Raw genomic sequence first — 19,290 nt, 5'->3', positions numbered from 1 at the left:
GCTACGACGCGCCGCGAGGGACGGACGTCAGTCCTGCAAGGCGGCCCACATGTCCTTGTCGCGCTGGGCCGTCCAGATGCGCGGATGCTTGATGCCGCTCGCTTCGTCGTAGGCGCGCGAGACGTCGAACGGCAGGCAGTGCTCGTAGATGAAGACGTGGCCGAACTTCGGATCCATCGCGCGGCGGGTAAGCGCCATCGAGCCTTTCAGATCGAGCTTTTCGGCGACGGCCTCGCGGCCCGCCTGCAACAGCGTCGTGACGAAGTCCTTCGTATAGTCGAGGCCCTTGTCGACTTCCGCCGGCGACAGCAGCGCGGGGCCGCGGCCCGGCACGAGCTTGTCCGCCTTCAGCGCGCGCAGCGCTTCGAGCGTCGCGGGCCATTCTTCGAGCTGCGCGTCGCCGCAATAGCAGGCAGCGTCGTACTCGACGAGATCGCCCGAAAACAGCACCTTCTGCGACGGCAGCCAGACGACCGTATCGCCCTTCGTGTGGCCCGAGCCGAGATGCGCGATCTTCACTTCGAGCTTGCCGAGAAAGAGCGTGATTTCCTTCTCGAAGACGAGCGTGGGCCACGTGAGGCCGGGCACCGTCTCGACGCCGGCAAAAAGTCGCGGAAAGCGCTCGATCTCCGATTTCATGTCCTGCTCGCCGCGCTCGACGATCATTTCGTACGTGCCGCGGCTCGCGATGACCTGCTGCGCGCCTTCCGCGAAATACGCCGACGCGCCCAGCACGCGCACCGCGTGGTAATGCGACAGCACGACGTACTTGATCGGCTTGTCGGTGACGCTGCGGATTTTCGCGATGAGGTCCTGCGCCATTGCGGGCGTCGCGGTCGTATCGACGATGAGCACGCCGTCGTCGCCGATGATCACGCCCGAGTTCGGATCGCCCTCCGCCGTGTAGGCGTACGCGTTGTCGGAAAGCTGCGTGAAGGTGATCTTCTTCTCTTCCAGATCGGCCTGCGATGCGAATGCTTTTGCCATGGTCGTGTCTCGCTTCCATTCTCGTGGGGATGGGTGGATGATCGGCGTGACGCTGATTTTTGTCAACAGCAAGCTTACTTGCTATTTGCAAATTACGGGTAAATACCGAATCGCTTCATCCGATGATTCCCGCTCGGCTAACATCTGCGGTTCGTTCATCCTTTATAAATCGCGGAGTGTCTTTGGCTCGTTCCGAAACAGGCGAAGAAAAGAAACAGCGCGGCGTCCAGAGCGTCGAAGTCGGCGCGCGCCTGCTCGATGCCCTCGCCGCGCGCCGCGAACCGCTCGCGCTCAGTACGCTCGCCGAAGCCGCCGGGCTGTCGAGCGCGCAGGCGCACACGTATCTCGTGAGCCTCACGCGTCTCGGTCTGGTCAAGCGCGACGCGCTCACGGGCAACTACGAGCCGGGCCCGCTTTCGCTCAGGCTTGGGCTGCTGAATCTGGAGCATCAGCCGGCATACCGGGCGGCCGCGCCGCGCGTGTCGGCGCTGGCGCTCGCGACCGGCATGAGCGTCGCGGTCAGCGTGGCCGGGCCGCAGGGTCCGACGATCGTGCGCTACGAGCGCGGCGGCTATCCGCTGCACGTGAATCTGCACGTCGGCACCGTAATGTCGCTTTCGGCGACGGCGACGGGCCGCATATTCCGCGCTTTCGACAACGACGCCCGCGTCGCCGCGATGCTCGCGCATCAGGCCGAAGCGGTCGCGCCGGAAATGGCGGCGCGCATCGACGAGATCCGCGCGCGCGGCATCGAACGCAGTGTCGATGCGCCGAGTCCCGGCGTGAGCAGCATGAGCGTCCCGGTATTCGACGGCGCGCGCCGCATGCAGCTCGCGCTGACGGCGATCGGCCCGACCGGTCTTTGCGACGTCGACTGGGACGGCGCGCTCGCGCACGCACTGAAGGACGCCGCACGCGACATCACCGGACTGCTTTCATGACGATGTTCGAAGAAGACACGAAGCCGCAGCGCGGCATCAACGCGCTCGACGCGACCGGCGATCTGCTGCGCGCGCTGGTCGCGGCGGGCAAGCCGCTCACGCTGCGCGATCTCGCGGCCGCCGCCGGCATGCCGCCCGCGAAGGCGTTCGCGCATCTGGTGAGTCTCGTGAAGGTCGGCCTGCTCGCGCGCGACGACGCCGGGCTCTTTCACGCCGGCCCGTTGAGCCGCGAACTCGGACTGATCGCGCTGCAGCGCCTTTCGCCGATCCGCGACGCGGAAAGCGAGATCGTCGCGCTTGCCGCGAGCACGTCGATGACGGTCGCCGCCGCGGCGCTCGGACCGCTCGGCCCGACGGTGATCCGGCTGGAGGAATCGGCGCGGCCGCAGCACGTGAGCTTGCGGATCGGCACGGCGATGTCGCTCGTGAATACGGCGATCGGGCGCGTGTTCGCGGCGCATCTTCCCGCCGACATGCTCGCGAGCCTGATGGCGCAGGACGGCATCCGCCTGGCGGGCGCGCAACCGGACGCGGCGCTCGATGCCACATATCGCACAAGGCTCGATGAGATTCGCGAACGCGGTCTCGACACCGCGCTCGGCGCGCCGGTGCCCGGCATCCACACGCTGGCCGCGCCGGTCTTCGATCACACCGGCAGCGTGTGCCTCGTCATCGCGTTGATCGGCTCCTCGGGCGGCTTCGACAGCGCCCCCGACGGCCCGCTTGCCCGCGCGCTGCTGGCCGCGACGCGGCGTCTGTCGTGGCGTTTCGGGCTGATGGAGGCGACCTAGCCGCCCTTGACCGTCTCCGTGCCGGTCACGCGGATCGCGGGGAAACGATCGGTCGGCTTCGCGATTTCGTCCTGCGAGGCGACGATCTCCAGTTCGTAGCGCCCTGCATCGTAGGTTGCCTTCACGACCGCATTGACCGCCGCGAGCGTGTGCTCCAGCGCGGTGCGCAGCGAATCGCCCTGCAAGGTGCGCGCGACGAACACCGCGCTCGTCAGATCGCCGACGCCCACTGGCTGGCGCGCGAACGGATACAGCGGACGCTGCGCGAACCACGCTTCGGTCGGCGTCACGGCGAGCATGTTGAAGGTGTCGGCGCGGCTGTTGCGATCGAGCAGATGCTTCACCAGCACGATACGCGGGCCGCGCGCGAGCACTTCCTGGCAGGCGTCGACGGCTTCTTCCACCGTTTCGATCGTGCGCCCGACGAGCTTTTCGAGCTCGACGTGATTGGGCATGATCGCATCGGCGATTTCGGGCATCGTCGTGACGAGGAAATCCTCGATGCCGCCCGCGACCGTGCAGCCGCCCGTCTGGCCCATGACCGGATCGCAGAAAAAGAGCGCGCGCGGATTGACCGCCTTCACCATCTTCACGATTTCGACGACCGCGCGGCCCTGCTCCGGCGCGCCGAGATAACCCGAGAGCACCGCGTTGCAGCGCCCGAGCACGCCGATGGCGCCGATGCCCTCGATCACGTTCTGCAATTCTTCGGCGTCGAATGCGCTGCCGGTCCAGCGGCCGTACTGCGTGTGATTGGAGAACTGCACGGTGTTGAGCGGCCAGACGTTCACGCCCAGACGCCGCATGGGGAAGACCGCCGCGCTATTGCCCGCGTGGCCGAACACCACATGCGATTGAATGCTCAGGACGTTGTTCATGTTCTGCTTTCCCGATTGATCGTGTTCGGTCAGGTAAAACGTGTGTCGCGCCGGAGTCGTGCGGCGCAGCGCGACGATGGCTCCAGAAGGCACGCCCGTGGACGCCATGCGCGGGCAGTGCAACCTTCGTATTGTGCCGTGCCTCGACGCACTGCGGCATGGCGTGATCGTTATAAATTGCGCGGACGTATTTTGTCGACTGATGCGATCGATCGGCGGCCCAAAAGGTCGCGCGGCTGCAACACCGCCGCACGCCCGTGCGCGTTCGGCACACGCATTGCTCGAACCGGACGGCGCATTGGGCCGCCACCCGTTTGCATCGCGCTGCGAAAAAAACGGACGACTTCAGCACACGAATTTCAATACGCGCCGGATAATGCGTCATCGACGGATATAACGAAAGCACACGAGGACGAACACACGGCAAGACATCAATAGTCGCAGGTCAAATCAGGAGGCTGACATGGAGACGTTGTCTAAGAATCGCACCGATTTGCAGAAGTCGACCCTCGCAATCGTCCTCGCCGGCGGGCGCGGCACAAGGCTCGGACCGCTCACCGACAAGCGCGTGAAGCCGGCCGTTCACTTCGGCGGCAAGTACCGCATCATCGACTTCGCGCTGTCCAACTGCCTCAATTCCGGCATTCGCCGCATCGCCGTCGTCACGCAATACAAGGCGCATTCGCTCATCCGCCATCTGCAGCGCGGCTGGGGTTTCCTGCGCGGCGAGTTCAACGAGTTCATCGATATCTGGCCGGCGCAGCAGCGCGTCGATTCGAGCTGGTACCGCGGCACCGCCGACGCCGTGTATCAGAACCTCGACATCGTCCGATCGATCGGGCCGGAGTTCGTCATCGTGCTGGCGGGCGACCACATCTACAAGATGGATTACACGCGCATGGTGCTCGACCACGTGGAGAGCGGCGCGGACTGCACGGTCGGCTGCATCGAGGTGCCGCGCATGGATGCCGTCGCGTTCGGCGTAATGCACGTCGACGAGAACCGCCGCGTCACCGCTTTCCTCGAAAAGCCCGCCGATCCGCCCGCGATGCCCGGCAAGCCCGACGTCGCGCTCGCGAGCATGGGCATCTACGTGTTCAGCGCGAAGTATCTCTACGACATGCTGCAGGAGAACATCGAGACGTCCAACACGGATCACGATTTCGGCAAGGACATCATTCCGCGCGTCGTGACGACGGGCAAGGCGATCGCGCATCCGTTCGGCATGTCGTGCGTGACGTCGAGCAGCGATCCGGAAGCGCCCGCGTACTGGCGCGACGTCGGTACCGTCGACGCCTACTGGTCCGCGAACCTCGATCTGGCATCGACGATTCCCGAACTCGATTTGTACGACCGCAAATGGCCGATCTGGACGAATCAGGAACAGTTGCCGCCGGGCAAGTTTGTACGCGATCTGAACGGCCAGCAAGGCGCGATCACCAATCTGCTCGTGTGTGGCGGCTGCGTGATCTCGGGATCGCAGGTGTCGAAGTCGGTGTTTTCGTCGGCGGTGCGGGTGCACTCGTTCTGTAACATCAATGAGGCAGTCTTGTTGCCGCAGGTGACCATCGGGCCGAGTTGCCGCTTGCAGAAAGTCGTGATCGACCGCGGTTGCACGGTGCCCGAAGGTCTCGTGGTCGGCGAGGATCCGGACGACGACGCCGCGCGCTTCTTCCGCACGGAATCCGGCGTCACGCTGATTACGCGCGATGCGCTGGCGCGGCTGCCGCAAAGCTAAACCGCCGGCATCCAAAAAAACCAATCGACGGGAGCGCCGATGACCGTATGCGTGCTGCATGCCGCAGCAGAAATGTTTCCGCTGTTGAAAACCGGCGGCCTCGCCGATGTAGTCGGCGCGCTGCCGCCCGCGCAATCGCAACTGGGCACGAACGCGCGCGTCGTGCTGCCGGGCTTTCCCGCCGTGCTGGCGGGTCTCGACGATCTCCAGCCCGTGGCCGATCTGGGCGGCGCGTTCGGCGCGGGGAATATCCGCCTCGAACGCGGCGTGCTGCAACCGCATGGCGTGGTCGTGTACGTGGTGCGGTCCGATCAGTTCTACGATCGGCCGGGCAATCCGTATCTCGATGCCGGGCATCGCCCGTATGCCGATAACGACCGCCGCTTCGCGCTGCTCGGCTGGGCGGCCGCGCGCATCGCGACAGGCGCCGATCCGGCGTGGAAACCGCATATCGTCCACGCGCACGACTGGCACGCGGGGCTCGCGCCGGCGTATCTGCGCGCGTTCGAGCGCGGCGGCGCGGCGCGGGTTGCGAGCGTGATGACGGTGCACAACCTGGCGTATCAGGGCACGTTCCCGGCGTCGGAGTTCGGCGCCTTGCAATTGCCGGGCGACTTCTACGCGGTGGAAGGCGTCGAGTTCTACGGCCACGTCTCGTTTCTCAAGGCGGGGCTGTATTACGCCGATCGCATCACAACCGTCAGCCCTACTTACGCGCGCGAAATCCAGACGCAGGCGCAGGGCGCCGGCCTGCACGGCCTCTTGCAGACGCGCACACACGACATCACCGGCATTCTCAACGGCGTCGATTATTCGATCTGGAGCCCGTCCGTCGATGAATCCATCGCCACGAAATACACGCAAGCGAAGATCAGCGGCAAGTCGAAGTGCAAAACGGCGCTCCAGGAGCGCATGGGACTCGCCCGCGACGACGACGCCCTGCTCTTCGGCGTCGTCAGCCGTCTGACCGAGCAGAAGGGACTCGATCTGCTGCTCTCGGCCGTGCCGGACATCGTGCAGCGCGGCGGGCAGCTCGTCGTGCTCGGCACCGGCGATCCCGCGCTCGAAACCGGCATGAAGAACGCGGCGGCGGCGCACCCGGGCGCGGTCGCCGTCGAGCTCGGTTTCGACGAGACGCTGTCGCATTCGATCATCGCCGGCAGCGACGTGGTGATGGTGCCGTCGCGTTTCGAGCCGTGCGGCCTCACGCAGCTCTACGCGCTCGCGTACGGCGCGCTGCCGCTCGTGCATCGCGTGGGCGGGCTGGCGGATACCGTCGTCGACAGTTCGCTCGAAAATCTCGCCGATGAACTCGCGACCGGCTTCGTCTTCGATACGTTCGATCGCGCGGGCATCGTCGGCGCGATCCGGCGCGCATTCGCGCTCAAGGCGCGCCGTTCGGAGTGGAAAGCCGTCGTCAAGCGCGCGATGGGCCAGAGCTTCGGCTGGGAAGACGCGGCGCGCCGATACGCGGAGGTCTATCAGGGGCTGCTCGGCGCGTGAGGTTCGCCGGGCGCGCAATTTGCGTCGCCGACGGGCAAACCTCACACGAGAACACCCATGCACAAACCCCTCGCAGGCCAGATCGCGCTCGTCACGGGCGCGAGTTCGGGCATCGGCACGGGCGTCGCAACCGCGCTCGCCGATGCGGGCGCGCACGTCGCCATCAACTATCACTCGCACGCGGAACCCGCCGACAAGCTCGCCGCCGCGATCACGGCGAAAGGCGGCGAGGCGTTCGCGGTCGGCGCGGACGTGTCCGACGAAACCCAGGTCGACGCAATGTTCGATGCCGTCGTGAAGCGCTATGGCACCGTCGATATCGTCGTCGCGAATTCGGGCTTGCAGAAGGACGCGAAGTTCACCGCGCTCTCGCTCGCGGACTGGAACACGGTCATCGAAACGAATCTCACCGGCCAATTCCTCACCGCGCAGCGCGCCGTGCGCGAATTCGAGCGGCGCGGCATGCGCGACGTGTCGAAGGCGCTCGGCAAGATCATCTGCATGAGTTCCGTGCACGAGGTCATTCCGTGGGCGGGACACGTGAATTACGCGGCCTCCAAAGGCGGCATCCAGATGATGATGAAGACGATCGCGCAGGAAGTCGCGCCGCAGCGCATCCGCGTGAACGGCATCGCGCCTGGCGCGATCCGCACGCCGATCAACAAGGACGCCTGGGACACGCAGGAACAGCTCGACAAGCTGCTGACGCTGATTCCGTATGGACGCGTGGGCGAAGTCGAGGATATCGGGCGCGCGGCGGTCTGGCTCGCGTCCGACGACAGCGATTACGTCGTCGGCACGACACTTTTCGTCGATGGCGGCATGACGCTCTATCCGGGATTTGCGGATAACGGCTGAGGGTGGACAGGGGAATGAACGACATCAAGGCGGACGTCGCCGTGATCGGCGCGGGCACGGCGGGCATGGCCGCGTTTCGCGCGGCGCGGCTCGCGGGCACGAGCGCGGTGCTGATCGAAGGCGGCGAACTGGGGACGACCTGCGCGCGCGTCGGCTGCATGCCGTCGAAGCTGCTGCTCGCCACGGCGAACGGCTTGCACGATGCGCATTCGCTGGCGGCGCGCGGCATCGAAGGCACGCACGCGCTCGAAGCCGATTACGCGCATGTGCTCGACTATGTGCGGCGCGAGCGCGATGACTTCGTCAAAGGCGTGATCGACGAGGTGCGATCGCTGCCGGGCGGCATGCTGCTGCGCGGCGAGGCACGCTTCGAAGCGCCGACGCGACTGCGGATCGGCGGCGACACGCGCGTCGAAGCGAAAAGCGTCGTGATCGCGACGGGCGCGGCGCCAAAGGTGCCCGACGAGCTGAAAATCTTCGGCGACAAGCTCATCACGAGCGACGATCTCTTCGAGCTGCATACGCTGCCGAAGCGCATCGCCGTGTTCGGCGCGGGACCGATCGCGCTGGAGCTCGGTCAGGCGCTCGCGCGGCTGGACGTCGAAGTCTTTGTGTTCGGCAAGGGCGGCAGCGTTGCGGGGCTCAAGGACACACCCGTGCGCGACGCGCTCGCCGCCGCGCTCGCCGACGAGTTCTATTTCGACCCCGACGCGAAGTTCGAAGCGATGTCGCTCGACGACGGCCAGCCGACGCTGCGTTTCACGTCGCCGGACGGCGAGGCGCATGTCGAGCGATTCGATCTCGTGCTCGCCGCGACCGGACGCGCGCCGAATCTGAAGCCGCTGGCGCTGGAAAACGCGGGCATCGAACTGAACGATAAAGGCGTGCCGCTTTTCGACGAAACCACGATGCAATGCGGCAACAGCGCGATTTTTATCGCAGGCGATTGCGACGGCACGCGCCCCTGGCTTCACGACGCCGCCGACGAAGGCAAACTCGCCGGCGACAACGCCGCGCGCTTTCCGGACGTGCGGCCGGTCAAGCGCAAGGTGCCCTTCTCGCTCGTGTTCTGCGAGCCGCAGGTGGTGATCGTCGGTGCATCGTATGACGACCTCGACAAGCAGATGACGGTGACCGGCGAAGTCTCGTTCGAGAATCAGGGCAGAAGCCGCGTGATGCGCCAGAATCGCGGCCTGCTGCACGTCTACGCCGACGCGAAAACCGGCAAGCTGCGCGGCGCGCAAGGCTGCGGCCCGGCGATGGAACATCTCGGGCATCTGCTCGCGTGGGCGCTGCAACTGGAACTGACGCTGGACGAAGCGCTCAAGCTGCCCTTCTATCATCCCGTAGTGGAAGAAGGCTTGCGCAGCGCGCTGAAGGATGCGGACAGAAAGTGCTATGAGGAACGGGCGGAGACGCCGCCGGCCTTGCCGAGTGCAGCGGGTTGCTAAAAACGAAAACGCCGGTTGCGAACAACCGGCGTTTGATGATCAGAAGCAGGCAGTAGAACCGTTACCGATCAGCTTCCGCTCAGACCATATTGCAGTGCGAGATCGAAACCCAGCACGACCATCGAGCAGAACAGCCCCAGCAGCAGATTCGCCAGCCTGTGGCCGACGTCCTTGTGCTTCGTCAGCACGGCGCCCGCGAGGAACGCGATTTCCACGATGACCTGCATGCAGAACACGGCGATCATCAACGCGAACTCGTAACCCATCGAGTTGAAGTTCATGAAGTTGAAGCCGTTTACCGCCACCCAAGACCCCACTCGCCAAGCTTCGTATGCCAATAGCAGCAACGGAAAGAAATAGCTGGCTACATAAGTCGGCACCGTGGCGTGCCGCAATTCCATATTTAAGTGACGTGTTACTTGCATCGCGTACTCCTCATCTGATTGCCCGAAAACGACGGGCGTTCTACCTGCACCGTGGCGCAACCGGAGCGTTCTGACCGAACGGCAGACGGGCGTCGTGCTTTCAGAATAGGACAATTTTCTGGAAAGCGAATCATCGTATTCCCGATGATCGCAACCGATAAGGGATTGCGCGATTCGTTGTGCAGTGCAACTGAATAAAGCAGTTATTTCGCGGTGCTCGAATCGGCACGCGCGTGCGTGCCGATTTCCTAAAGTATTGGAGTTTTATTGCGCGCCCGAGTTCTTCGCGTACAACTTGATAATGCCGGAAAAATCGAGTCCGCCGAGTCCCTGCTGACTCATCGACTGATACAACTGTTGTGCCAGCGCGCCCATGAAAACCGGCTGCTTTGCGCCGCGCGCCGCATCGACGGCGAGACCCAGATCCTTGAGCATCAGATCTGCGCCGAAACCGCCCGCATAGTCCCGTGAAGCCGGCGCCGTTTCAACAATGCCCGGATAGGGATTACATGTATCCGAGCTCCAGCAGCGCCCCGTCGATGTATTGACGATGCTCGCGAGTTTCGCCGGATCGATGCCGAGCGTTTCGCCGAGTTTCATCGCTTCGGCGACGCCGATCATGGAAATCCCTAACAGCAGGTTATTGCAGATCTTCGCGATCTGGCCCGTGCCGGTTTCGCCGCAACGCACCATGTTTTTGCCCATGCCGGACAACACGGGACGCAAGGTTTCGAATAGCGCTTCATCCGCGCCGACCATGAAGGTCAACGTGCCCGCCTGCGCACCGACGACGCCGCCGGATACCGGCGCATCCGCGAACGGATTGCCCTGCTTTGCCGCCGCTTCGCCGATGAGCTTCGCGGTGGCCGGATCGATCGTGCTGCTGTCGACGACCGGCACGCCTTTGGCGACGCCCGCGAGCACGCCGTCGTCGTTCAGATAGACCGCCTTCACATGCTGCGCCGCGGGAAGCATCGTGATGACGACTTCCGCGCCTTCCGCCGCCGCGCGCGGCGACGCGGCGAGCGTCGCGCCCGCCGCCTTCGCGGCATCGAGCGCGGCGGGAACGAGATCGAACGCCGTCACCGCGTGGCCGGCCTTCAGGAGATTGGCGGCCATCGGACCGCCCATGTGGCCCAAACCAATGAAGCCGATTCGCATGAGAAATCTCCCTTTAGCGAAGCGCGATGGTCGTGTTGACGCCGTCGTTCACGGTGGCGTCGTCGAACCAGCGCGCCGTGACCGTCTTCGTCTGCGTATAGAACTGCACCACCTGTTTTCCGTACGGGCCGAGGTCGCCGAGCTTCGAGCCGCGCGAGCCGGTAAAGCTGAACGCGGGCACCGGCACCGGAATCGGAATGTTGATGCCGACCTGGCCGATATCGATCTCGCTCTGGAACTTGCGCGCCGCCGCGCCGCTTTGCGTGAAGAGGCCGACGCCGTTGCCCATCGGATTGCGGTTGACGAGCGCGATGGCGTCGTCGAGCGTCTCGGCTTCCAGCACGCACAGCACCGGGCCGAAGATCTCCGTCTTGTAGATCGACATATCCGTGTCGACGTTCGTGAAGATCGTCGGGCCGATGAAGTTGCCGCTCTCGTAGCCCTTCACGTCGATCTTGCGGCCATCGAGGGCGAGCGTCGCGCCTTCTTCAACACCACGGCCGATCAGCCCGAGAATGCGCTCTTTCGCCGCTTTCGATACGACCGGGCCGACATCCGTGTTCGGCTCCGTGCCGCCGTTGACCTTGAGCGTCTTCGCCTTCTCGACGAGTTCCGGCACCCAGTCCTTCGATGCACCGACGAACACCGCCACCGACGTCGCCATGCAGCGCTGGCCCGCCGCGCCGAAGCCCGCGCCCGCGAGCGCGTTGAGCGTCTGCTCCTTGTTCGCGTCGGGCAGCACGACGGCGTGATTCTTCGCGCCCATCATCGACTGCACGCGCTTGCCGTGCTGGCCCGCGAGGTTGTAGACGTGCGTGCCGACGGCCGTCGAGCCGACGAACGAGATCGCCTTGATATCGGGATGCGTGCAGATCGCATCGACCACGTCCTTGCCGCCATGCACGACGTTCAGCACGCCCGGCGGCACGCCCGCTTCGAGCGCCAGTTCTACGAGTTCCATCGTCGAAAGCGGATCTTGTTCCGACGGCTTCAGCACGAACGTGTTGCCGCAGACGATCGCCATCGGGAACATCCACAGCGGGATCATCGCGGGGAAATTGAACGGCGTGATGCCGGCGCACACGCCGAGCGGCTGACGCAGCGTGTACGTGTCGACGCCGCCCGCGACGTTCTCCGAGAACTCGCCCTGCTGCAAGGTGCTGATCGAGCACGCATGCTCGACGACTTCGAGACCACGGAAGATGTCGCCTTCGGCATCGGCGAGCGTCTTGCCCTGCTCGGCCGTCAGGGTCTGCGCGATGCGCTTCTGGTTCTGACGCACCAGGTCCTGAAACTTGAGCATGAGGCGCATGCGCGCACCGAGCGGCGTCGTGCGCCAGGTCTGAAACGCCTTGTGCGCTGCGGCAACGGCGGCGTCCACTTCGTCCATCGTCGCGAACGGCACGCGGCCGACCACTTCCTGCGTCGCGGGATTGACGATGTCGCGCCACTCCGCCGTCTTCGAATCGACGAACTGGCCGTCGATGAGCAGCTTGGCCGTACGGACGGACGCACTCTGCGCCGGATGTTCAGCAGCGATATTCACGAGTCACTCCTTTGGATGAGTTGCCACGAGGGGAAAGAAGGGAAGCGAAGACGCGCGGACGGAGCGCCGTTGCGGCGCCGAGGGGAAAAGCATGTCGTCTCCGTTTATAAGAAATCGGCCTGCACTGCTGCACGCTCGTTTCCTTGAGTATAGTTATGCAAAAGTCCATCATGGCACTAGAAAAATACCCGATCGATATGCAAAAAAACGCCATGCCATCTGGCAAGTTCGACCTTGCGCGGCTCAACTGGGACGACCTGCGCTTCTTCCTCGAAGTGGCGCGCACGCAGCGCGCGAGCGGCGCGGCGAAGCGTCTGGGCGTCGATTACACGACCGTCGCGCGGCGCGTGCGCGCGCTGGAGGACGCGCTCGGCACCCTTCTGTTCGACAAGTCGCGCAGCGGCGGATTCATTCTGACCGCCGAGGGCCAGCGTCTGCTCGGTTTCGTCGATTCGATCGAGACGACGGTGCAGTCCGCCACCGAGCAGATCGCCAATACGGGACATGCGCTGTCCGGTCACGTGCGCGTCGGTTCGACGGAAGGCTTCGGCTGCTTCTTTCTTGCGCCGCAGCTCGCGCGTTTTCAGGATGCGCATCCGAACATTTCCATCGATCTCTTGCCGGTGCCGCATTTCGTGAGCCTGTCGAAGCGCGAGGCGGATATCGCGGTGACGCTAGAGCGCCCGGAACAGGGCCAGTACGTCTACACGAAGCTCTGCGAATATCGGCTCAAGCTCTACGCGACCGCCGAATATCTCGACGCGCACGAACCGATCCGCACGAGCGACGACCTGCGCCATCATCGTTTCGCGAGTTATATCGACGATCTCGCGTTCAGCTACGAACTGCTCTATCTCGAACGCGCGGTGCCGGGCGCGGTGTCGCGCTGGCGCAGCACGAGCGCGATCGCGCAATACTTCGCCGCGCTGCAGGGCCGCGCGCTCGCGATCCTGCCGTGCTTCATGACCTCGCCCGATCCTCGCTTCGTGCCGGTGCTGCCCGACGATATCGTCGTGACGCGCGCCTTCTATCTGTCCTGCCGCGAAGATTTGCGCAAGCTGAAACGCATCACGGCCGTCTGGGACTATCTGCGCGCGGCAGCCGAAGCGAACCGCGCTTTCCTGATGGGCGACGGCTCTCAAATGGCCTGGGTGGACGTCAGATCATCGTGAGTACAGACAATTTTTGACAGCACCTCGAGACCGAACATGCTAACGATTCTTTGCCATCCAGCCGACACAAAATTTGACTCGATGTAATCGTGTAATTTTGCTTGGATGTACTGCTGAAACGTCACCCGCCCGGTCGGGCTCGGGCATAATCGCCGGCGATTCATTGCTTTGCCGTGGAGAGCGCGGCGTACTCCACCCCGTGATTTTTCTTAGCCTTTTCCCCGCCGGCCTGCCAGGCCGCGCCGTACGCTGATGGCTTTCGTCATCTGGTCACGGCGGACCATGTCCCGCCAGCGCATCCGCTTCGTCGAGGCACGCACGGCGCGCGCAATCGCGATCATCGGCGCAATCGCCCTGCTCGTTGCCGCGCTCGCGCTCGGCATCGCGATCGGCACCGTGTTCGCCCGCAGCCATCTCGGCGAAGAGCAGACGCTGATGTCGCGCCGTTCGTATGAGATCGAGGAACTCGGCCGGCTCAATGCCGCGCTGATCCAGCTCGCGCCACGTGTCGACGGCCTCTCCGCGCAAGTGAACGAACTGCACGAGTTCGATATCCATATGAAGGCCGCGAACGGCGCGCACGGTGCGTCCGGCGTGCACGATGTCCCGCCGCTGCCCGACAGCGAAGAATCGGCGGCTCCGCTCGACGGCGCCGGCGGCCCGCTGCTGCCGCCACGCCTCTGCGATATCGATCGAGACGACAGCGGCACGCCGCGCCAGCGCCTCAAGAAGACCCAGCGCGCCATCGATTGCCTGAACGGCGAAGTCTCGCAATTGCAGACGCAAACGCTCGACTACTACACCGCGTACATGGCGTTCCCCGGCCGCAATCCAGCGCCCGGCACGCGCACCGGTTCGCCTTATGGCAATCGTCTCGATCCCTTCACCGGCCATCTGAGTTTTCATCCCGGACAGGACTTCCCGGGTCCATCGGGTACGCCGATTCTCGCCAGCGCGGGCGGGCGTGTCGTGCAGGCGGGCGAGCGCGCCGGCTACGGCAACGCGGTCGATATCCGCCACAGCGACGGCATGGTGACGCGCTACGGTCATGCGTCGCGCATCTTCGTGAAAGCCGGCGACTACGTGATGCCGGGACAGGAGATCGCGGAAATCGGCTCGACCGGACGCTCCACGGGCCCGCATCTGCATTTCGAAGTGATCGTCGACGGCGCGCAGCTCAATCCCTCTCCCTATCTGGCGCTCTTCAGGCGCATGCCGAATGCGCAAAGTTGATTCGAAGCGGCCCTCGCTGCAACTCACTCGCCAGTCCTATTCCCTCACGCCCAAGCGCGGCGCGGGCATCTGGCTAGGCTCGATCGCGGCCGTGTGCGCGGTCGCGGCGCTCGGGGCTGCGGGCTTCGCACTCAAACGCTCGCATGAGGACGTGCGCAGGCTCGACACGCTCTGCGCGCCGCCCGTCTCCGAGCAGAAGCTGCGCGAACAACTCGCGCACGCACAGCTCGCGCTCGAACAGGAAGCGGCGAGCCGCAAGTCGCTGGAACAGAGCGTGAAAGACAGCACGACTCAGATTCAGCGCCTGCAGACCGATCTCGCTTTCCTCAAGAAACAGCACAAGCCCGATTGAGCGGCGCGCATCAGCGCTGACTTCGTGCAACCCTTTACCGCATTGCAAGGACTCGACATGTTTTCATCGAAGAAGGACTCAAACGGCGTCAAGATGGCCAAGCTCGCGACGCTCGTCGCGCACAACGTCCATATCTCGGGCAATCTCGAGTTCAGCGAAGGCCTGCGCATGGACGGCCAGGTGACGGGCAACGTGGCCGGCCGGCCCGGCGAAGAAACGCTGCTCGTCGTAAGCGACCAGGGCGCGATTCGCGGCAACGTGAATGCCTACGACGTCATCATCAACGGCTGCGTGACCGGCGATGTCACCGTCGCGCATTTCGTCGAACTTCAGTCCAACGCACGCGTGCTGGGCAACATCTACTACCAGCAGTTGCGCATGGATATCGGCGCGACGGTGGAAGGCAAGCTCACCAAAATCGATCCGCAGTCCGCGCAAATGCCGACCCTGCCCGCGCCGAACGAATACGATTTCGCCGCGAACTGATCGCGCGTAACGAATGCCTCATAGCCGTTGCTCGTTGGCAACGGCGCGCATGACCGGCTAAGATTCGAGGGATGAAGGCCACGCGCTCGCGCCCCTAGCGATTCACGCGACTTCGAGCACCCATCGACGCGTGGCCGGTGACATCGAAATAACTATAAAGGGCGCCCCATGCTGGTCAATTGCGCGGCTTATCAAAACGGCCGGAAACTCGCGGATGTCGATATCGAAGACATCAACGCTTATCGCGATCTGCCCGACTCTTTCATTTGGGTTGCATTGAAAGAGCCCGGCCCCGGCGAGCTCGCGCACATGACGCATCAGTTCGGCCTGCATGAACTCGCGGTCGAAGATGCGCAGCACGGTCATCAGCGGCCGAAGATCGAGGAATACGGCGATTCGCTGTTCGCGGTCTTCCATACGGTCGAGTTCGATGAAGAAGGCGAAGTGCTCGTCGGCGAAGTGAACGTGTTCGTCGGCAGGAACTACGTGCTTTCGGTGCGCAATCGCACGACGCAAGGTTTTCAGGAAGTGCGCAAGCGTTGCGAGCGCGAGCCGCATCTGCTCAAGCACGGGCCGGCGTTCGTGATGTATGCGCTGCTCGACGCGGTCGTCGATCGATATTTCCCCGTGCTCGAAACGCTCGGCGCGGAAGTCGACGAAGTGGAAGAGCGCATCTTCGAACAGAAGGGCTCGGTGGAATCGCGCGAGATCATCGAGGATCTGTACTCGCTGAAGCGCCGCATGACGATCCTGCAGCATCACACGGCGCCGCTGCTCGAAGCTGTCAGCAAACTGTATGGTGGACGCTCGCCCGCCGTGTGCTCGGGCATGCAGGAATATTTCCGCGACGTGTACGACCATTTGCTGCGCATCGTGAAGACCATCGAGGGACGGCGCGAAATGATCGTCACGGCGATTCAGGTGAATCTCGGCCTGATCGCGCTCGCGGAGAGCGAAGTGACCAAGCGCCTCGGCTCGTTCGCGGCGCTCTTTGCCGTGCCGACGATGATCGCCGGCATCTACGGCATGAACTTCAAGTCGATTCCGGAGCTCGACTGGGTCTACGGCTACCCGGTCTGCCTCGCGGTCATGCTGATCGTCGATCTGGTGCTCTACTGGCGCTTCAAGAAGGCAGGCTGGCTGTAGCAGGAAAGCCTCTTTTTCGGAACCTTCAGGCGAAATTCATTGTCTAATCAAGCGTTTTGCGAGAGAATGAGGGCTGGCCTTGCAACTCGGCCGATCGACCTCACATGACGTAAGCGCACCGCAGTTGCGCTCATTTCCGCAGCATACGTTGCTTTTCCGATTCACCCCGCACGTCGGCGTTGCTGTTTGCCGATGTCGCCGTCCCGGTCATGCCGGACAGGGCGCGCCGCATCCGCGGTTCGCCCTGTTGTCCGGCCTATGCCGTCAAGCTCACGACGAGCCTGAATTCGAGACGCGGCGCGCGCCGGTCGCACGTTTTTATCGTGCGCGGACGTGCCAGGCCACGCTTTGCATCGCCTCTTACGTTTCGTAGCGACGACGCTTCCAGGCGCGGCGCTGGATGATTCGTTGGCGTTGAGTGTGCGTTTTTCGCACGATGCGCGGCAGCACCCTCTATAACTCAATCAAAGGAGCCCCATATGGCGAAAGAAGAACTCATCGAACTCGACGGTATCGTTGACGAAGTGCTTCCCGACAGCCGCTATCGCGTCACGCTGGACAACGGCGTCGTCGTGGGCGCTTACGCCTCGGGCCGCATGCGCAAGAATCACATTCGTATTCTGGCCGGCGACCGCGTCACGCTGGAACTGTCCGTGTACGACCTGACCAAGGGCCGCATCAACTTCCGTCATAAGGACGAGCGTGCTGGCGGCGGCGGTCCGCGCCCACAGATGCGCCGTCGTTGATTGCCAGCCGTTTCAGCTGAATCATCCGCAACGAGCGTGAGCCTGATCCGCAGCGCACGCTTTTGAACCACTCTCGCGGATCATCCTGAACTTCGACGCGCCCGCTCACCGTCAAGGCTGCGCCACGCGTCGATGTCCTTTCTTCCTTCAGCCGCGCGCCGCCAGCAGCGCGTCGATGCCGATCGCGAAGCCGTCCTCGTCGTTGCTCTTCGAGACGAGGCTCGCGTGACGCTGCACGGCGTCGGATGCCTGTCCCATCACGATCGATACGCCCGCGACCTCGAACATCGCGACGTCGTTGCCCATGTCGCCGAGCACGGCCACGCGCTCGAGGGGCACGCCGGCAAGTTGCGCCAGTTCGCGCACCGCGGTGCCCTTGTTGGCCTCCAGGCTCGTGATATCGAGGTAGTAGGTTTGCGAGCGCGCCGCATGTCCGCGGCCCTCCAATTGCGTCTGCAAGTCGCTTTCCACGCGCGCCAGCAGCGCCGTATCGGCGGTCGAGCCGACGATCTTGTCGACCGCGCCGAGATCGATATCGTCGAAACGCGCGACTTGCACGCCCTCGTAACCGACCGTGCGCGTCTCCAGCGGCACGTACGTGCCCTCGGGATGCGTCAGATACCACGCATCGTCGATGAACACCCACGCGTCGACTTTCGCCGTGGCGAGCGCTTCGAGCGAGGTCTGCACGACATCGCGCGGCAGCTTGTGCGACGACAACACGTCCCACGTGCCCGGCCTCACAAGACTGCCGCCGTTGTACGACGCATACGGCATGTCGACGCCAAGCGTCTCGACGATATACCGCATGCCCTTGCCCGGCCGGCTGCTCGCGACCGTGAAGCGAACGCCCGCGTCCTTCAGACGGCGCACGGCGTCGATGGCCGGCTGGCCCAGCGCCTTGTCGGTGTAGAGCAGCGTGCCGTCGCAATCGGTGACGACGAGTTCCGCTTTCGCGAGCGCGGCGAAGGCCGCATCGGCGTCGCCGGTCGCGCTGTGAAGTCCGTATTTGCCGATGGCGTTCATCAGTGCGCCCCTTCCCGCTGATTGAAGTGCGGCAACTGGCGCGTCTCGCGCACGGAACGCGGATGCCACAGCCGCGCGCCGCCCTCGATGCCCGCCGCATTCGACACGATCGCCACGTTATCCGGCAGCTTGAACTTGATATGCGTCGCATTGCCGCCGCCGATCCAGAGCTTGTCGTAGTTCGTCAGCGTCGCCAGGATGCCGATGATCTTCTCCACCCGCCGGCTCCAGCGCTTCTTGCCCGCCTTCTCGCGCGCCGCGTTGCCGACGTACTCGTCGTAGGTCTTGTCCTTCGCAACCGGATGATGCGCGAGCTCCAGATGCGGCATCAGCTCGCCATCGCGAAAGAGCGCCGTGCCCGCGCCCGTGCCGAGCGTCAGCACCATCTCGATGCCACGTCCTTCGATCGCCGCGAGTCCTTGCATTTCGGCGTCGTTGATCATACGCGCGGGCACGTTGCCGAGGCGTTCGGCGATCAGTTGCGCGAGCGGCACGCCGCGCCAGGCCGGCGTGCCGAGATTCGGCGCGGTCAGCACGACGTTGTCGCGCACGACGCCCGGAAAGCCGATGGAAATGTGCGTCGGCGGCTCCGCGACAATCGGCGCGATCAGTTGAATCAGCGTCTCGACGACCACGTCGGGCTTCGCCGGATGCGGCGTCGCCACGCGCAGGCGGTCGCTCTTCATCTCGCCGTCCTCCGAGATGATGGCCGCCTTCAGCCCGGTCCCGCCGATATCGATCGCGAGAATGCGTTCCGCCTTGATCGCGAGTTTGTCGGCCGAAACATGCGTCTTCTGTTTGGCTCTGGATTCTGTGCTCATCTTCGTTGTCCTTTTGGTTGGCGTTGTGT

At 64.2% G+C, this 19,290-nt stretch carries 17 protein-coding genes and 1 pseudogene; 11 read left to right on the top strand and 7 right to left on the bottom strand.

Annotated features, from left to right (window positions below):
• Window positions 1-27: 27 nt before the first annotated feature.
• Complete coding sequence (locus AWB76_RS22705; protein WP_061162381.1) at window positions 28-987, bottom strand: MBL fold metallo-hydrolase; 960 nt, start codon at window positions 985-987, stop codon at window positions 28-30.
• 122 nt (window positions 988-1,109) lie between these two features.
• On the opposite strand from AWB76_RS22705, the pseudogene AWB76_RS42210 reads away from it, so the two are divergent.
• Window positions 1,110-2,719, top strand: a pseudogene (locus AWB76_RS42210) (IclR family transcriptional regulator).
• Here the strand turns inward: AWB76_RS42210 and pdxY are convergent.
• Window positions 2,716-3,597, bottom strand: a complete 882-nt coding sequence (gene pdxY, locus AWB76_RS22690; protein ID WP_061162440.1) for a pyridoxal kinase PdxY — start codon at window positions 3,595-3,597, stop codon at window positions 2,716-2,718. The pseudogene AWB76_RS42210 and the gene pdxY overlap by 4 nt on opposite strands.
• Before the next feature lie 463 nt (window positions 3,598-4,060).
• Between pdxY and glgC the strand changes: the two genes are divergently transcribed.
• The 4 genes from glgC to AWB76_RS22670 are packed head-to-tail and all read left to right on the top strand — an operon-like array spanning window position 4,061 to window position 9,147.
• A complete protein-coding gene (gene glgC / locus AWB76_RS22685; RefSeq protein WP_061162378.1) occupies window positions 4,061-5,335 on the top strand; it encodes a glucose-1-phosphate adenylyltransferase in 1,275 nt (424 codons plus the stop codon).
• Window positions 5,336-5,374: 39 nt separating this feature from the next.
• Window positions 5,375-6,838, top strand: a complete 1,464-nt coding sequence (gene glgA / locus AWB76_RS22680; RefSeq protein ID WP_061162377.1) for a glycogen synthase GlgA — start codon at window positions 5,375-5,377, stop codon at window positions 6,836-6,838.
• Between the two features lie 57 nt (window positions 6,839-6,895).
• On the top strand, window positions 6,896-7,696 hold the full coding sequence (locus AWB76_RS22675) for an SDR family oxidoreductase (protein WP_061162376.1): 801 nt from the start codon (window positions 6,896-6,898) through the stop codon (window positions 7,694-7,696).
• Window positions 7,697-7,710: 14 nt separating this feature from the next.
• Window positions 7,711-9,147, top strand: a complete 1,437-nt coding sequence (locus AWB76_RS22670) for a dihydrolipoyl dehydrogenase (RefSeq protein ID WP_061162375.1) — start codon at window positions 7,711-7,713, stop codon at window positions 9,145-9,147.
• Window positions 9,148-9,215: 68 nt separating this feature from the next.
• Here AWB76_RS22670 and AWB76_RS42205 read toward each other — a convergent pair whose 3' ends face one another.
• The 3 genes from AWB76_RS42205 to AWB76_RS22655 all read right to left on the bottom strand — a co-directional run bounded on the left by AWB76_RS42205 (window position 9,216) and on the right by AWB76_RS22655 (window position 12,279).
• On the bottom strand, window positions 9,216-9,428 hold the full coding sequence (locus AWB76_RS42205) for a hypothetical protein (protein ID WP_244173419.1): 213 nt from the start codon (window positions 9,426-9,428) through the stop codon (window positions 9,216-9,218).
• 408 nt (window positions 9,429-9,836) lie between these two features.
• The gene (gene mmsB / locus AWB76_RS22660; RefSeq protein WP_061162373.1) at window positions 9,837-10,733 is read right to left on the bottom strand and encodes a 3-hydroxyisobutyrate dehydrogenase; all 897 of its coding nucleotides are present in this window, start codon (window positions 10,731-10,733) and stop codon (window positions 9,837-9,839) included.
• Between the two features lie 13 nt (window positions 10,734-10,746).
• Complete coding sequence (locus tag AWB76_RS22655; protein ID WP_061162372.1) at window positions 10,747-12,279, bottom strand: CoA-acylating methylmalonate-semialdehyde dehydrogenase; 1,533 nt, start codon at window positions 12,277-12,279, stop codon at window positions 10,747-10,749.
• 197 nt (window positions 12,280-12,476) lie between these two features.
• On the opposite strand from AWB76_RS22655, the gene AWB76_RS22650 reads away from it, so the two are divergent.
• The 6 genes from AWB76_RS22650 (at window position 12,477) to infA (ending at window position 17,414) form a co-directional block, all read left to right on the top strand.
• Window positions 12,477-13,451 carry a LysR family transcriptional regulator gene (locus AWB76_RS22650; protein WP_061162371.1) on the top strand — a complete coding sequence of 325 codons (975 nt, stop codon included), beginning with the start codon at window positions 12,477-12,479 and terminating at the stop codon, window positions 13,449-13,451.
• 282 nt (window positions 13,452-13,733) lie between these two features.
• Window positions 13,734-14,684, top strand: a complete 951-nt coding sequence (locus AWB76_RS22645; protein ID WP_082864492.1) for a M23 family metallopeptidase — start codon at window positions 13,734-13,736, stop codon at window positions 14,682-14,684.
• Complete coding sequence (locus tag AWB76_RS22640; protein ID WP_061162369.1) at window positions 14,671-15,036, top strand: hypothetical protein; 366 nt, start codon at window positions 14,671-14,673, stop codon at window positions 15,034-15,036. Before AWB76_RS22645 ends, AWB76_RS22640 begins: the two co-directional genes overlap by 14 nt.
• 57 nt (window positions 15,037-15,093) lie before the next feature.
• Window positions 15,094-15,522, top strand: a complete 429-nt coding sequence (locus tag AWB76_RS22635; protein ID WP_061162368.1) for a bactofilin family protein — start codon at window positions 15,094-15,096, stop codon at window positions 15,520-15,522.
• A gap of 168 nt (window positions 15,523-15,690) precedes the next feature.
• A complete protein-coding gene (gene corA / locus AWB76_RS22630; protein WP_061162367.1) occupies window positions 15,691-16,668 on the top strand; it encodes a magnesium/cobalt transporter CorA in 978 nt (325 codons plus the stop codon).
• 479 nt (window positions 16,669-17,147) lie between these two features.
• Window positions 17,148-17,414 carry a translation initiation factor IF-1 gene (gene infA / locus AWB76_RS22625; protein WP_061162366.1) on the top strand — a complete coding sequence of 89 codons (267 nt, stop codon included), beginning with the start codon at window positions 17,148-17,150 and terminating at the stop codon, window positions 17,412-17,414.
• A gap of 147 nt (window positions 17,415-17,561) precedes the next feature.
• On the opposite strand, the gene AWB76_RS22620 is transcribed toward infA, so the two are convergent.
• Together AWB76_RS22620 and AWB76_RS22615 are read right to left on the bottom strand one after the other, a co-directional pair.
• Complete coding sequence (locus AWB76_RS22620; RefSeq protein WP_061162365.1) at window positions 17,562-18,440, bottom strand: Cof-type HAD-IIB family hydrolase; 879 nt, start codon at window positions 18,438-18,440, stop codon at window positions 17,562-17,564.
• A complete protein-coding gene (locus tag AWB76_RS22615; RefSeq protein ID WP_208606598.1) occupies window positions 18,440-19,261 on the bottom strand; it encodes an ROK family protein in 822 nt (273 codons plus the stop codon). The genes AWB76_RS22620 and AWB76_RS22615 overlap by 1 nt, the downstream gene beginning before the upstream one ends.
• Between the last annotated feature and the right edge of the window lie 29 nt (window positions 19,262-19,290).

Source organism: Caballeronia temeraria (genome assembly GCF_001544795.2).
In the GTDB taxonomy this organism is placed as follows: Bacteria; Pseudomonadota; Gammaproteobacteria; order Burkholderiales; family Burkholderiaceae; genus Caballeronia; species Caballeronia temeraria.
This window is presented reverse-complemented; position numbering and strand designations above follow the sequence as displayed.

Bases quoted from the DNA above. Each gene is read 5' to 3' on its own strand.
- AWB76_RS22705 (WP_061162381.1), bottom strand. From the start codon at position 987: ATGGCAAAAGCATTCGCATCGCAGGCCGATCTGGAAGAGAAGAAGATC.
- pdxY (WP_061162440.1), bottom strand. From the start codon at position 3,597: ATGAACAACGTCCTGAGCATTCAATCGCATGTGGTGTTCGGCCACGCG.
- glgC (WP_061162378.1), top strand. From the start codon at position 4,061: ATGGAGACGTTGTCTAAGAATCGCACCGATTTGCAGAAGTCGACCCTC.
- glgA (WP_061162377.1), top strand. From the start codon at position 5,375: ATGACCGTATGCGTGCTGCATGCCGCAGCAGAAATGTTTCCGCTGTTG.
- AWB76_RS22675 (WP_061162376.1), top strand. From the start codon at position 6,896: ATGCACAAACCCCTCGCAGGCCAGATCGCGCTCGTCACGGGCGCGAGT.
- AWB76_RS22670 (WP_061162375.1), top strand. From the start codon at position 7,711: ATGAACGACATCAAGGCGGACGTCGCCGTGATCGGCGCGGGCACGGCG.
- AWB76_RS42205 (WP_244173419.1), bottom strand. From the start codon at position 9,428: ATGAACTTCAACTCGATGGGTTACGAGTTCGCGTTGATGATCGCCGTG.
- mmsB (WP_061162373.1), bottom strand. From the start codon at position 10,733: ATGCGAATCGGCTTCATTGGTTTGGGCCACATGGGCGGTCCGATGGCC.
- AWB76_RS22650 (WP_061162371.1), top strand. From the start codon at position 12,477: ATGCAAAAAAACGCCATGCCATCTGGCAAGTTCGACCTTGCGCGGCTC.
- AWB76_RS22645 (WP_082864492.1), top strand. From the start codon at position 13,734: ATGTCCCGCCAGCGCATCCGCTTCGTCGAGGCACGCACGGCGCGCGCA.
- AWB76_RS22640 (WP_061162369.1), top strand. From the start codon at position 14,671: ATGCGCAAAGTTGATTCGAAGCGGCCCTCGCTGCAACTCACTCGCCAG.
- AWB76_RS22635 (WP_061162368.1), top strand. From the start codon at position 15,094: ATGTTTTCATCGAAGAAGGACTCAAACGGCGTCAAGATGGCCAAGCTC.
- corA (WP_061162367.1), top strand. From the start codon at position 15,691: ATGCTGGTCAATTGCGCGGCTTATCAAAACGGCCGGAAACTCGCGGAT.
- infA (WP_061162366.1), top strand. From the start codon at position 17,148: ATGGCGAAAGAAGAACTCATCGAACTCGACGGTATCGTTGACGAAGTG.
- AWB76_RS22620 (WP_061162365.1), bottom strand. From the start codon at position 18,440: ATGAACGCCATCGGCAAATACGGACTTCACAGCGCGACCGGCGACGCC.
- AWB76_RS22615 (WP_208606598.1), bottom strand. From the start codon at position 19,261: ATGAGCACAGAATCCAGAGCCAAACAGAAGACGCATGTTTCGGCCGAC.